At 35.7% G+C, this 14,843-nt stretch carries 11 protein-coding genes; 7 read left to right on the top strand and 4 right to left on the bottom strand.

From position 1 onward, the window contains the following. Positions 1 to 64: 64 nt before the first annotated feature. Positions 65 to 1,753 (bottom strand): motility-associated ABC transporter substrate-binding family protein, encoded by a 1,689-nt coding sequence (gene gldG / locus RCZ04_RS07240; RefSeq protein WP_460485350.1) that lies wholly within the window; start codon positions 1,751 to 1,753, stop codon positions 65 to 67. Next, positions 1,750 to 2,469 carry a gliding motility-associated ABC transporter permease subunit GldF gene (gene gldF / locus RCZ04_RS07235; RefSeq protein WP_460485349.1) on the bottom strand — a complete coding sequence of 240 codons (720 nt, stop codon included), beginning with the start codon at positions 2,467 to 2,469 and terminating at the stop codon, positions 1,750 to 1,752. Before gldF ends, gldG begins: the two co-directional genes overlap by 4 nt. Before the next feature lie 691 nt (positions 2,470 to 3,160). On the opposite strand from gldF, the gene RCZ04_RS07230 reads away from it, so the two are divergent. Genes RCZ04_RS07230 through RCZ04_RS07220 form a run of 3 tightly spaced genes read left to right on the top strand, consistent with a single transcriptional unit; the run spans position 3,161 to position 8,344 of the window. Further along, positions 3,161 to 5,353 (top strand): N-6 DNA methylase, encoded by a 2,193-nt coding sequence (locus tag RCZ04_RS07230; protein ID WP_460485348.1) that lies wholly within the window; start codon positions 3,161 to 3,163, stop codon positions 5,351 to 5,353. Positions 5,354 to 5,356: 3 nt separating this feature from the next. Continuing rightward, positions 5,357 to 6,856, top strand: a complete 1,500-nt coding sequence (locus tag RCZ04_RS07225; RefSeq protein WP_460485347.1) for a hypothetical protein — start codon at positions 5,357 to 5,359, stop codon at positions 6,854 to 6,856. A gap of 9 nt (positions 6,857 to 6,865) precedes the next feature. Then, positions 6,866 to 8,344 carry a restriction endonuclease subunit S gene (locus RCZ04_RS07220; protein WP_460485346.1) on the top strand — a complete coding sequence of 493 codons (1,479 nt, stop codon included), beginning with the start codon at positions 6,866 to 6,868 and terminating at the stop codon, positions 8,342 to 8,344. Here the strand turns inward: RCZ04_RS07220 and RCZ04_RS07215 are convergent. Continuing rightward, positions 8,341 to 8,940 (bottom strand): restriction endonuclease subunit S, encoded by a 600-nt coding sequence (locus RCZ04_RS07215; protein WP_460485345.1) that lies wholly within the window; start codon positions 8,938 to 8,940, stop codon positions 8,341 to 8,343. The genes RCZ04_RS07220 and RCZ04_RS07215 overlap by 4 nt on opposite strands. 69 nt (positions 8,941 to 9,009) lie before the next feature. On the opposite strand from RCZ04_RS07215, the gene RCZ04_RS07210 reads away from it, so the two are divergent. The 3 genes from RCZ04_RS07210 to recQ all read left to right on the top strand — a co-directional run bounded on the left by RCZ04_RS07210 (position 9,010) and on the right by recQ (position 12,701). Next, on the top strand, positions 9,010 to 9,609 hold the full coding sequence (locus RCZ04_RS07210; RefSeq protein WP_460485344.1) for a master DNA invertase Mpi family serine-type recombinase: 600 nt from the start codon (positions 9,010 to 9,012) through the stop codon (positions 9,607 to 9,609). A gap of 186 nt (positions 9,610 to 9,795) precedes the next feature. Continuing rightward, on the top strand, positions 9,796 to 10,359 hold the full coding sequence (locus RCZ04_RS07205; RefSeq protein WP_460485343.1) for a hypothetical protein: 564 nt from the start codon (positions 9,796 to 9,798) through the stop codon (positions 10,357 to 10,359). Between the two features lie 152 nt (positions 10,360 to 10,511). Further along, positions 10,512 to 12,701 (top strand): RecQ family ATP-dependent DNA helicase, encoded by a 2,190-nt coding sequence (gene recQ / locus RCZ04_RS07200; protein WP_460485342.1) that lies wholly within the window; start codon positions 10,512 to 10,514, stop codon positions 12,699 to 12,701. Between the two features lie 99 nt (positions 12,702 to 12,800). Here the strand turns inward: recQ and dnaA are convergent, their stop codons facing one another. Then, positions 12,801 to 14,222, bottom strand: coding sequence for a chromosomal replication initiator protein DnaA (dnaA, locus tag RCZ04_RS07195; protein WP_460485341.1), 1,422 nt, complete (start codon positions 14,220 to 14,222; stop codon positions 12,801 to 12,803). Positions 14,223 to 14,423: 201 nt separating this feature from the next. On the opposite strand from dnaA, the gene RCZ04_RS07190 reads away from it, so the two are divergent. Then, positions 14,424 to 14,840, top strand: coding sequence for an acyl-CoA thioesterase (locus RCZ04_RS07190; protein ID WP_460485340.1), 417 nt, complete (start codon positions 14,424 to 14,426; stop codon positions 14,838 to 14,840). Positions 14,841 to 14,843 lie beyond the last annotated feature (3 nt).

The raw sequence follows: 14,843 nt of genomic DNA, 5'->3' as shown, positions 1-14,843 counted from the left end.
AATCGACTGATTATTAGAATAATAGACTTTGTCAAAGTCCTAAGACTTTGACAAAGTTCGGATACTAATATTTTCTTACGTTCTTTCTTCTGTACAAATATAATACCGAAAATATTACCAATATTAAAAGCAATAATGGGTATACAAATACCTTTACTTGCCAAGTGTTTAGGCTTTCGGCGATTTTTTCCTTGTCTAAGAAGGCTAATTGCACTTTCTTGTTGCGCAAGGTCAGGTAATCGGTATCGTCTAACAGGTAGTTTAACGAGTTCTGTAAGAAGGCTTTATTGTCGTAATACTTGTTTGTCCAACGGTCAAAACCGAGTTCTAAAGGCATATTGTTCTTGGTATCGAAATCGTTTTTGATGATATCACCATCGGCAACGACTATCATCTTGGTAGGCACGCTTTTATCTGATTTTTCTTTCAATGTTATAGGACGGATTCTGTCCTTATACACAGAGGTAAATTCGCCTTCTAAAAGCACTCCAAGCGGTATATTACCGTGCTTGTAAGCCTCTTTATTTTGGTTGTTCGGGTCTACGCGCAAAGTGATTTCACGAGGTGTTCCGTCAGCTTTTGAAATAGGCGAGCTGGAGAGCAAAACCGTCTTTTTTACGTTGTTTTTCAAGGTGTCAATTCCATTGGCAAACTGCAATCGTACAGCGTCTAAATGTTTGTTGATAAGGTGATTGTTATTAGAAAGTACCAACGGATTATACACCCAAGGGATATTCACATAACGCGTTTGAGAGCCCTCGCCTGTCGCTACCACTATTTCAGAGAAATACAAATCGTTAATGAGCGTATAGTTGATACGGAAACCGTATTGGAAAAACATATCGGTAAGATTCAGATTTACAGGCATTGCCATAGTCATTCCGCCCGTTTTGTACATATCTTCTAAGGAAGCTGCTACGTTATCGATGAGCCACAACACACGTCCGCCACTCATTATATATTGGTCTACCACCTGCTTTTGCGGGTCGGTAAAGGGTTCGGTAGGTTTAGGGACAATGAGCAAATCGAAGTTTTGGAGGTCGTGGAGCGTCTTTTCGGCATTGGTAGCTACTGAATCAAGCGTGAAGGGCGCTATAAAGTAATACTCACGGGCAGTTTTCAAGAAATCAGCCATATAGATATCCTCCAAAGCACCATTGCTCCTAAGCACTGCTATTTTCTTTTTTTTCTCTAAAATAAACTTACTGAGCGCATCGGTAAAGTTGTATTCAAGTTTTTGTACCGAGTTCTGCACCTGCTCTTGGTCGGTGCTACCCAACTTATTCACAAACAGACGCACGCGCTCGCTCCTTTTGCCATCGCTGATAACCGCCCAAGGAAAAATATATTCCATTGACGATTTACCTGCTTCGTTTTGAGTGATTTGCAAAGGTTGATAACCGTTGTTTATCAGCTCTTGTATCACATTTTTGGGGCGCTCCTCCCCTTCTAACGGATTGACAAAATTCACGATAATATTGCTGTTGGCTGAAGCATACTCCTCCAACAACTGCAAAGTTTCCGTCTGCAACTTCTTGAACTCAGTGGGGATATTTCCTTTCAGAAGTACATCTATCTCAATAGGATTCTGTACTTTAGCCAGTGTTTTACGGGTAACCTCGGAGAGCGTATAGCGCTTGTCTTGGGTAAGGTCTACCCGTGCGTGCCATTGTTTGGCTATGTAATTGATAGCGAGGAGGCACACCAAAGCGATGAGCACCTTGCTTATAGTATTTTTGAAGAGTTTTTTCATCGTTTATAGGCTTTGAGAGATAAGGTAGTGAGGTATATAAAAAACAGGATAATAGAAAGGAAATACACTATATTTCGGGTATCGAGCACTCCCCTACTGATGGCATCGAAATGCGTTTGAAAGCCAAAACCACTGAAATCATCGGAAGTGATGAGAGCGATGAGCTGGTCGAGACCAAAGAAGAAAAAGAAGCACAAAAAGGCGGCTAACACAAAGGAAATGATTTGGTTACTGCTCACTGATGACGCCCATAAGCCCACCGCTGCAAAGGTGGCAATGAGCAGAAAAAGCGCAATGTAGGAGCCTATGGTGCCTGCAATATCCAAATTACCTACGGGGTTGCCCAACACCCATACCATATAGACGTATAAAACAGACGGTAACAGGATAATAAAGAGCAAAAAGAGAATGCCTAAGTACTTCCCGAGCACCATTTGCCACAAACTGACAGGTTTGGTGAACAAAAGCGTGAGCATACCTCTCTTTTTCTCTTCAGAAATGCTTCTCATCGTGAGCGCGGGTACTAAAAAGACAAATATCCACGACGAAAGTCGGAAGAAAGGCAACAAATCGGCAAAACCGGCGTTGAAAATATTGTAATCGGTTTTGAAAACCCATAGAAACAATCCGTTGAGAATGACAAACAGCCCTATAATGGTGAGCCCAATAGGAGAAGTGAAAAAGTAACGAATTTCTTTTTTGAATAGTGCAAACATCTTGATATAGCGTTTTTCAGCGTGCAAAAGTACAAAAATAATGTGAGAGTACAACAATGTAACAATATAAATGTTTGAGCGCTGCAGATACCCCTCCTCCCCTACCCTATTATAGCATTGCTTTTTTATTGTTAAAAACACATTTTTATGTTAAAAAACGCAAAGTTATTTTCAGGTGTTTTTAGGCTATAAATCCCCTATATTAGCATTGTATCGAAAAAGATAATATTTTCAACTATTTAGATATATTTAGTTCATTTTTCTAAACAATAAGCATTTTACAGTTGACACAGTACTAAGAAAAGCACATTCTTCCTTCGCTCTCCCTTCGGTGTTCCTTCGCTCTTCCTTCGGTGAAGGTTCGGTATAGGTATTTTTTCTTTTTGCGGAGAGAGGGGAAAAAGTAGTTTTTTAGGGTGTTTTTGGTGATAAATAAAAAACAATAGTTTCACTAATTTTAACAATTAGAACGAATTGCTATTGAGGATAATAGCCATTACTCCCTACAGTCTACTGAAAAAGCAACTGATTATAGAGTTAAATGAAGTTTGCTAAAAGTACAATTTGCATTAGTAATAGAGTTTGACAGAACTATGACATAAAAAAGGGAATATTAATTAGGCAGATTGCATTTTTTGTGGTATATTTGCACCTGTTTAAGAAAAAGGGTTATTTTTAATTAATTACGACAATGAAGATTATTCAAGAAGGTGTAAAAAGAGGTCTTATCTCTATTTCAGAAGATGAAAAGACAATTAAATACATTCACCAAAATAAAAGCAGAAACTTTACTAATCCAGAAGAAAAAGTACAAGCAGAGGCTTTTATTCTTTTGGTAACACAATATAATTATAAGCCTGAACGGATAAAAATGTTTGTTCCTGTAAAAATGGGCGTAGAAACTAAAGAGGCTGATATTGTGGTGTACAATGATGATGAATGTACTGAACCTCATATTTTAGTAGAGTGCAAAAAACCTGATATTACAGACCCTGCTTTTAATGAAGCTGTAAATCAAGCGTATAGTTATACCTATGCAATGCCCAACAATGTAAAATATGTTTGGGTAACATCATCGGACAAAAATCAATACTTTGAGGTAGATAAAAGTAAAACTTCAAAAATTACATTACCTGATATTCCTCAATTTGGGGTAAAGAAATTAGCTAATTACAAATTTGTATATGGAGCTGAATCTATAAAACAAGGAGAAGGAAAGCAAAGTTTTTTTGATTTGCAAACTATTGAACAAGCAGCTCTTACCAATCGTTTTAAAAGAGCACACGATGCACTTTGGGGAGGAGGGCAACTCAATCCATCAGAAGCATTTGACGAATTAGATAAACTTATTTTTTGTAAAATTTGGGATGAAAAGAAGGATAGAAAAGCAGGACAACCTTATGACTTTCAAATTATCACTGTGGACGCTTCTGAAATTAAGAATTTTGAAAAATTGGGTGAAAATGAATTAGTAAAATCAATCCAAGATGAAGAGAATAAGCGTTTATTCAATAGGATAAAAGACTTGTACGAGGAAGGAAGAAAAAAAGACCCTGAAGTTTTTAGGGATAATATCCGTCTTACTACTGAGAAAGTTAGAACTGTAGTAGAATATTTACAAGATATTAACATTGGTGAAACTGACTTGGATGCTAAAGGGCGTGCTTTTGAAACTTTTATGAACTCTTTTTTTAGAGGTAATTTTGGACAATACTTTACCCCTCGCGAAATTGTAAAATTCATTGTTGAAGTGCTACCTATTACTAATGAATCAGTTGTTTTAGACACTTCTTGTGGTAGTGGTGGTTTTCTTTTATATGCGCTTAATAAAGTAAGACAACAGGCTGATGAATGGTATCCTAATTATAAGACAGACACAAAACAAAATTTAAGACATTATAGCCATTGGCACGACTTTGCAGAGAAAAACTTATATGGTATAGAAATTAACGAACAGATTTCAAGAGCCGCCAAAATGAATATGATTATTCACGATGACGGACATACCAATGTGATTACCTCTGATGGACTTTTAAGTCCTGAAGAGATACAAAAAAACACAGAAAACAAAGGTTTTAAATACAATCATTTTGATTTTATTATTACCAATCCTCCTTTTGGCAGTACAGTACGACAAACAGAAAAAGCCTATTTAAAAGAGTATAAATTAGGTAAAAAAGAAGAAGACTGGTTGGCAGTAAAACAACCACCTGAAACAGTACGCGAAAACCAAAGTACTGAAATACTGTTTATTGAACAATGTTATAATTTTTTAAAAGCAGGAGGTTATTTAGCGATTGTTATTCCTGATGGTATCTTAACTAACAGTTCGTTGCAATACGTGCGTGACCATATAGAAGAGACTTTTAGAATAGTAGCGGTAGTTTCTATGCCTCAAACAGCTTTTACTGCCAATGGAGCTGGGGTTAAGAGCTCAGTGCTATTTTTAAAAAAATATAGTGAAAAAGAAACGCAACAAATTAGGGATTTAAAGAAAAATTCAAAATACAGCTTGCTCTCCTCATATCAGTACAGAGAAAGGGTGACACAATTAGAAAAAGAGAAAAAACAAGCTATAAAAGAGCTTGAAAACCGATACAAACAAAAACACCCTTCTCTCAACAAAAAGGAACTATCTGCACTTACAGCTGAAGAAAGAAAGGGAATCCAAGAGGAGTTTGCTGAAAAGGTAAACAACCTTAAAGAAGAGTTGCAAGACGCTTTCTTAACAGAGAAACAGAAAAAGCTAAAAGACTATCCTATTTTTATGGCAATAGCTGAAGAGATAGGCTATGATGCTACAGGTAAAAAGACTGCTGTGAACGAGCTAGATTTTATAGGAGTAGAGTTAGAACGATTTATAAAATTCATTGAAAATAAATAAATTATGATAATACGAGGTATATTAGACAATTCACTTAGTGGGCAATTATGTATTAGAGGCTTTGCTCCTATTAAAGAATTAGCCAAAATTTCTTGTGCGGATTATAACTATCAAAGAAACCCTATTGAGGGAAGAGAAGATATTATTACCTTTTTAGAAACAGAAACATATTTATTTTTCCCTGAGATTATTTTAAGCTATAAAATCAGACATGATTCTGTTAAAAAATCAAATAACAGTCCTTTAATGACTATTCAATCAGGAAATAAATATAAATCAAATAAGGATAATGTTGAAATAAGAATAAAGAAAATTTTTAATTCACCAACTGATGAAGGAGTAAAAATCATTGAGCTCATTATTGCTGATGAATATATTAATTCTAAACCTTTTCATAGAATTGATGGCAACCATAGGTTATTAGCGGCAGAAACATCTACTGCTGATAAGGTTGAGAGAATGGTTGCGCCTTTTTGTATTATTTTAGGAGAAGAATTTTATGATGGAGATAGGTTAATCGAAACTCAAGACACAAAAACTTTTGACAAGGCTACCAAGATATTTTTTCACAATATAAATACTAAAACAATCCCATTAACATCAGAAGAAAATTTAAAGGTTATCATTGATGATAAAGAAAATTTTTCCAACACTGAAATAGAGGAGATTTTAGGGGAAGCTGGAACTAAAACAAGAGAGTTGATGGATAGAGTAAGATCTGATTTTTTTACAGGTATCAAACATATTATTTCAAATCAGTACAGAACTTACTGCATAAAAATTTTTAATGTATTATTAGGGAACAGCAATGAAACAGACCATATAGTTGATGATGTTCTTGAAGCATTAAAATGTATTGATGTTCTGTATTCAGAAAATGAAGAGTTAAAAAATAATTCAAGTTTTGGGCTCCTTACGGCATTTTTATATTACAAAGTTACAAATAATACAAGTAAATTTGAACTTTTCAAAAATTGGGTAATCAAAAATCATATTTTTGATATTAAAGAAATCAAGGCAGAGAGTATTATCAAAATATTTGACAAAATAGTAGAGCAAGAAATAAAGGTTTTTGTTGCAATGCCTTATTTTCAAGGCAATCCAAACATTGTTGAAGAATATAATACAATATATAGAAATGTAATCAATGAAATAAGTAGAGATTATGGAGTAAAGATTTCTCTTTATCCTATAATGCAAAATAAAGGAGACACTCAAGATCAGATACAAGATATTATAAATAAAATTCAAAATTGTCATATTTTCATTGCAGATATCTCTGATAATAATGCAAATGTACTATATGAGACTGGTTGGGCAAGAGCCCTGAAAAAACCTACTCTTTTATTTAGAGAAAAATCTTCAGAAAAGCCTAAATCAGATTATGCTAATGACACATATCATATCTATGATGATAAATATAGATCTAAAAGCTTATCTGAAATAGCGAAAAAGAATATTTTAGAGATATTAAATAAAAACTATGGTATACCCTTAAAATAATAAATTAATATGTTTAAACTATCAGAAAACATAAATACTAACAAGATTTTTATTATTAATCGTTCGGAGTTGGAGGGGAGAATTGACTCTACTTTTTATGTAAATAGACCTGATTTTCATAATACAATTAGATTATCCAAAATTGCAAAAATAAAAGGAGGTAAGAGAATTCCTAAAGATGCAGATTATTCTGATATAGATACTCATAATCTTTATCTTAGAGTTACAGATATAGATGAAAGTACTGAATTTAATTATTTGAACTTCAAAAATATTTCAGATGAATTGTACGAAAAATTAAAGAGATATGAAGTTTTTGAAAATGAATTAATCATATCTATTGCAGGAACTGTGGGAAAAACAAAAGTAGTAAGGAACATACCTAATGGGAAAAGAATTATTCTAACTGAAAATTGTGTTAAAATACTTACAGATACTGCTGTTTTACCTCAGTATCTAAATATTGTATTGCAAACCAATTTCTTACAAAAGCAAATAGAATTAAGTTATATACAAACTACTATTCCAAAATTAGGAATAGATAAAATATTTGGTTTAAAAATCCCTCAAATTCCTCCTTTAGAAATTCAGCAACAAATAGTTGAATTATATGAAACTGCCTATACTGAAAAACAACAGAAAGAAGCTGAAGCACAAAGGTTGTTGGATAGCATTGATGATTATCTTTTAGGTGAGTTGGGTATAACACTACCCAAAGAAGAAGAGTATTTACAACAGCCTATTAATAAGGATAATAGCTACAATTTAGACAAAGATAACTTGTTAGTAAAAAAGGGACGTTTATTTTTGACTAACCTAACAGAAGTTACAGGAAAAAGAATTGACCCTGATTATTATTCTGTATTTTATAAAAGAACTATAGCTATTATAAAGAAAGGTAAATACCCTACAAATGCAATTAGTAATAATTGCTTAAATATTTTTTCAGGAAAAACTCCTGCAAGCTCTGAATATTCTAAGGAAAAGTCTCTTTATCCTATAATTAAGGTTAGTAGTTATACAGATTACAAAATTGATATTGAAAAGGTAGCTTTTGCTTTAAACAAACAATCTCTTTCTGTTGTAAAGGGAGATATTTTTATTCTTTCAGCAGCGCATCAAGCTGAATATGTAGGAAAACATATAAAATATTTAGAAGAATCACCTGAAAATTCCACTTCTTTTGTTGGGGAACTATTATGTGTTAGAGCAGATGAGACAAAACTACTATCAAATTATTTGTTTCCCTTATTAAATATAGTTCTCTATAAAATATTGATTAACAGAGAGAAAACAGGGCAAACATCACATATTTATCCAAAAGATATAGGAAATATAGAAATTCCTTTACCTCCTTTAGAAAAGCAAAATGAAATAGCAACCTATATCTCACAGATACGAAGTAAAGCTAATTTATTAAAACGAGAAGGAAAAGAAATTTTGGAGCAAGCCAAAAAAGAAGTAGAACGAATGATATTAGGTAATTAATTACCTAATATCATTCGCTCTATAGTTTTCTTTACTATTTCTAATGTATCAATAGCTTCTAACTGTAGTTTTTTAGCTTCCTGTCTGATAGCTGTAATTCTATTAGTAATCTCTCTTTGTTTCTCTATTGGAGGAATTGGGATATTTATTTTCTCTAAATCTCTTGCATATACGTGAGGTTGCCCAGCTCCTTGTTGTAAACTGTAAATTTCTTTTTGCTTCATTTTCAATATTTCAGACAAATATAAAGTTGTAATTTCTGATTCTTCTTTTGAAAATATAACTATACAATCTGAAGCAAAAATAGGGTTATTATGATACCAAACATACCCTGAATAGGCACCTGAAGCACTTACTGTAATAACATTCCCTTTAAAATTATATTGACTATGAGTATAAGGACTCGTTTGCCCTCCTGCTATTACAGGATAATCACCTTTTTCTATTTCATTTGAAGTTATGCTTTGTCCTTTTAACAAGTAAGCTAAGTGTTTTAATTTATTATTAGGATAATCTCCCTCTCCTAATTTTAATTTCTTATTTACTGTTTCAAAAACATTCCAACGTTGCCCTGTAACTTCTGTTAGGTTAGTCAAAAATAAACGTCCATCATTATTTAATTCTTTTTGATTATATTAAACACTTTAATCAAAATTACTTATACAATGATTTATGGATATATTCGGGTGAGTTCCGATAAACAAACGGTAGAAAACCAACGATTTGAGATTGGTAAATTTTGTAAAAAGAATAGTTTTAGTATTGATGCTTGGGTGGAAGAAACCATTTCGGGTATGACTAAGGTAGAAAATAGAAAACTGGGTAAAATCCTAAAGGAAATGAAAAAAGACGATATTCTTATCTGTTCCGAGCTGTCGCGCTTGGGGCGTAACCTCCTAATGATTATGGGGGTGCTGAATGAGTGTATGAATCGCGATATTCAGGTGTGGACAATTAAGGATAACTATCGCCTTGGTAGCGACATCAACAGCAAGGTGCTGGCGTTTGCCTTTGGGCTTTCGGCTGAAATTGAGCGTAACCTTATCAGTCAGCGTACGCGTGAGGCGTTGGCACGCAAGAAAGCTGAAGGGGTAGTATTAGGCAGACCCAAGGGAAGCAAATCGGCTAAGACCAAACTCACAGGGCAGGAGCGACAGATAAAAGAACTATTGAGTAAGCAGGTATCGTATTCTGCTATAGGTAGGATTTTAGGAGTACACCGCCTTACGGTAAGTGCTTTTATAAAAGAACGATTGAAGGAATAAATACACAACTCTTTCATTAATAATGTTTAACATTCATTTGTTGATAAGTGTGTTAATAACTTATTAATTTTAGCGAAAAATCTATTGCTTTTTGCCGTACCTTTGCACCGAAAACAAAAGGGGATAACCACTCCTCTTTTGGGCTTTCAATAAAATAATGTATAACTCTTTAAAATTAATTTCGTTATGGCAGAAAGTTTTAACATTCTTGTCAAAGACCTCAAGGGTGAGGTCGGTAAAACACTTATCTTTCGCAATGTGAAAGGTAGAACTATAGTTGCAAGGTCTCCCCGACCTTCAAAATCAGCGCCCAGTGCAGCACAAGCAAAGCAACGCGAGCTTTTTAAAGAAGCGGTGCGTTATGCCCAACAAGTGATGAAAACGCCCGATAAGAAAGCGTTCTATGCAGCATCACCTCAGGCAAAGAGTGGCGAGCAAACAGTCTTTACAATGGCTGTTGCCGATTATCTCAATAAACCTAAGGTGAACAAGATAGACGCAAGCGATTATAAGGGCAATACTGGTGATAAAATCAGATTGCTTATCTTAGAGGATTTTTCGGTGCGCTCGGTGAAAGTGAGTATTCACGAAGCCAACAAGTCGCTGATTGAACAAGGGGAAGCGGTGCAAGACGGTATGCAATATGTGTATACTACTACAGCTGGTAATCCGTCTGTTAGAGGTAGTGTTATAACTATAAAGGTAACAGACTTTCCGGGAAATGTAACGGAACTACAACACACCTTGTAACATTTAGCTCTTGTTTTACAAAGAGCCCAAAGAGATTTTTATCTTTTTGGGCTTTTTTTTGAAAAAATTTTTGTGATTCAAAAAATTGCCGTATATTTGTAAAATAAATTTGACAACAAAGAAACTCGACACTAAAACAGGAGAAATTTAATATGAAAATGACAAAAGATGATTTACACGGTGCCCTGAAACACTATTTTGGTTTTGAAGCGTTTAAAGGGCATCAGGAAGAAATTATTACCAGTGTAATTAACAAAGAGAACACCTTTGTTATTATGCCTACAGGTGGTGGTAAATCATTATGCTACCAATTACCTGCCTTAGTCTTGGAGGGAACGGCTATTGTTATCTCTCCCCTTATCGCTTTGATGAAAAATCAAGTAGATGCGATGCGTGGTATTTCGTCAACTGATAGCATTGCTCACGTGCTGAACTCTTCGCTTACAAAAAATGAAATTCGCGAGGTGATGGAGGATATCAGTGCGGGAAAAACTAAACTGCTTTACGTAGCCCCCGAATCACTTATCAAAGAGGAGTATGCAAACTTCCTCAAGACGGTGCCTATCTCGTTTGTAGCTGTTGATGAGGCACACTGTATCTCGGAATGGGGGCACGATTTCCGTCCTGAGTACCGCAATATCAAAACGATTATTGAGCGATTGGGTAGCAATATCCCTATCGTGGCACTTACGGCTACGGCTACGCCTAAGGTACAAGAGGACATTTTGAAGAACTTGGGTATGCAGGAGGCTAATGTGTTTAAATCGTCGTTTAACCGTCCTAATTTGTATTACGAAGTACGCCCTAAAACTAAAAATGTAGATGCCGACATTATCCGCTTTGTGAAACAGAACAGCAAGAAGTCGGGTATTATATATTGTCTCAGCCGTAAGAAGGTGGAAGACCTCGCACAGACTTTACAAGTAAACGGGATTTCGGCAGTGCCTTACCACGCGGGCTTAGATGCTAAAACACGCGCCAAACATCAAGATATGTTCCTAATGGAAGAGGTAGATGTGGTAGTGGCTACTATTGCCTTTGGTATGGGTATTGATAAACCTGATGTGCGCTTTGTAATTCACCACGATATTCCTAAAAGCATAGAGAGTTATTACCAAGAAACCGGTCGTGCGGGGCGCGATGGTGGCGAAGGACATTGCTTAGCGTTTTACTCCTATAAAGATGTGGAAAAGCTCGAAAAGTTTATGATTGGCAAGCCTATAGCCGAGCAGGAAATAGGTCAGGCGTTATTGCAAGACATTGTAGCTTATGCCGAGACGTCCAGTTCGCGCAGGAAGTTTATACTGCACTATTTTGGTGAAGAATTTGACGAGGTGAACGGAGAAGGGGCTAATATGGATGACAATGTGCGTTTCCCTAAAGAAAAGAAAGAAGCAAAAGACGATGTGGTGAAATTGCTGAACGTGATTATCGCTACTAAACAGAAGTTCAAAGCTAAAGAGATTGTGAATACACTCATCGGTAAAGTGAGTGCTATTATCAAGGCTCACCGTATTGACGAACAAGAGTTCTTTGGCATTGGTAAAGATAAAGACGATGCTTACTGGATGGCGCTACTGCGTCAAATAATGGTAAACGGGCTCATTCGTAAGGATATAGAGACTTATGGGGTGATGTTCATCACCGATAAGGGTAAAGAGTTTTTGAAAGATGTACCGTCGTTTATGATGACGGAAGACCACAGTTTTGACGAAGAACCTGAGGATATCAATAGTGGGAACGCTAGTACTGCCGACCCTGTGTTATTGGAAATGCTTAAAGATTTACGCAAAAAGGTGGCTAAACAGAAAGGTGTACCTCCGTTTGTGGTATTCCAAGACCCATCATTGGAAGATATGGCGTTAAAATATCCTATTACGATTCAGGAGCTGACTAATGTACACGGTATTGGGGAAGGTAAAGCTAAGAAGTTTGGAGCTGAGTTTATAAAGCTCATAGGTCGTTATGTAGAGGAAAACGACATTATACGAGCTGAAGACTTAATTGTGAAAACTACAGGTTCTAACTCGGCTTTGAAACTGTTTATCATTCAGAATATTGACCGAAAGTTACCTTTGCCTGATATTGCTCAAGCCAAAGGATTGGAGATGGATGAGTTCCTCAAAGAAATGGAGCAGATTGTATACAGTGGTACCAAGCTGAATATTGGCTACTGGGTAAACGAAATTTTTGATGAAGAGCAACAAGAAGAGTTACACGAGTACTTTATGGAAGCTGAAAGCGATAAAATATCGTTAGCTTCAAAAGAGTTTGCTGGTGACTATGAAGACGACGAATTGAGAATCTACCGACTGAAATTCATCAGTGAAGTAGCGAATTAAGTGATTTTTGATATAAATAAAAAGAGAATTAGGCAATACAATACAGCCTAATTCTCTTTTTATTTATAAGAATAGTAAATTTTAAGATAATGATTTGTATTAGTCAGAAAATTTAGTTTCCAAATCACTTACATATTTTTTGAAAGCGCGATCGGTTTCTATTAGGTTTTCCACTGTTTTACAGGCGTGCAGTACCGTTGCGTGGTCTCGTTGACCTATCTGGCTACCGATGGTAGAAAGTGAGTTCTTGGTGTATTTCTTTGAGAAGAACATTGCTAATTGTCGTGCTTGCACCACATTGCGCTTACGGGTTTTGGAGTGCAAGGCTTCTATATCCAAGTTGAAATAATCGGCAATGATTTGCTGGATATGGTCGATGGTCAAGTCGTTGCGGTTGTTCTTCACTGATTTATCAATGATACTTTGAGCGAGTTCTATGGAATACTCTTTGCGGTTAAAGGCAGCTTGCGCAATCAATGAATTACTCACACCTTCGAGTTCGCGTACATTGGTACGGATATTTTCAGCTAAATAAGCGATGATATCTTCACTTATTTCAGCCCCATCGTTGTAGAATTTATTTTCTAATATCTTGTAGCGCGTTTCATAGTCAGGGGTTTGCAATTCGGCTGAAAGTCCCCATTTGAAGCGAGAGAGCAAACGTTGCTCTATGTCAAACAAATCAACAGGAGCTTTATCAGAAGTAAGAATTACCTGCTTGCCATTTTGGTGAAGGTGGTTGAAGATGTGAAAGAAAGCATCTTGAGTTTTCACTTTCCCTGATAGGAATTGAATATCGTCTACTATCAGCACATCAATGAGCTGATAAAAGTGAATAAAGTCGTTGAGAGTATTTTTATCTTTGTCTTTGGCAGTAGAAGCGCTGATAAATTGCTGAGTAAATTTTTCGGCAGAGACGTAGAGCACCTTCTTCTTAGGGTATTTCTCTTTGATATCTACCCCAATAGCGTGCGCTAAATGCGTTTTGCCTAAGCCTACCCCACCGAATATAAACAGTGGATTGAAAGCTGTGCCACCAGGTTTGTTAGCAACAGCCATACCTGCAGAGCGCGCCAAACGATTAGAAGCCCCTTCCACAAAGTTGTCGAAGTTTTGATGTAAGTTCAGCTGAGGATCAACAGTTATTTCGCGAATACCAGGAATTACAAAAGGATTTTTAAGTCCAGGATCTTTGGTCTCAGTAGCTAAAGTCAAAGTCTGTTTGGCTAGTTCCGGCCGGTTCGTACTAGGAAGTTGTTCTTTGGTGATAGGATTATCGACGATGTACACCAAGCGGGAATTTACTCCCAAGGTAAAAGTCATAGCCGATTTGAGAAGAGAAATGTAATTTTCTTCTAACCACTCGCAAAAGAATTTACTGGGGACTTTGATTTTCAGAGTGTTGTTCTCTAATTCCACAGGTATGATAGGAGCAAACCACGTGCTAAATGGTTGCTCTGCGATGTTGTCTTTTATAAATTCAAGACACTTACTCCAGACTTTTTCAGCTGCTTCTTTCATCTTTTTTAGTGCTACTTTTTATCTAAAAATTTGATTATTAGATTTTTTTATTAATTTTGCCGGTGATAAAACTGTTGTTTTTTCAGTGAGCAAAATTGTGAATAATTTTTGAATTAAAAAAATATTTAACACTTGTTTTTGTACTTTTATTTTATATGAGAGAGCTGTTAATATTTTGTTAATACTTATATCTATCTAAATATGAAAGAATTATATTTCGATTATGTACTGCGTACGCGCTATGCAGAAACTGACCAAATGGGGGTAGTATACTATGGAAATTATCCTCAGTACCTCGAACTAGGTAGAGTGGAGTGGTTACGTTCTATCGGGTTTACCTATAAAGGGATGGAAGAAGAAGGGGTGATGATGCCAGTGGTATCGTTGCAAATTCAATATAAAAAGCCTGCTTTGTACGATGAACTCATTACCATTCGTACGAAACTAAAGGAACTGCCCTCTACAAAAATAGAGTTTGATTATGAAATTCTCAATGAAAAAGGTGAACTACTTTCTACAGCTAATACTGTATTAGTGTTTGTAGATGCGAAGACTTTTAGACCTGTGAGATGCCCTGAGAAGGTGCTGAGACTTATTAAAGAGAAAAGTGAAGAGTGAATA

Source organism: Capnocytophaga sp. HP1101, assembly GCF_054772415.1.
This window is presented reverse-complemented; position numbering and strand designations above follow the sequence as displayed.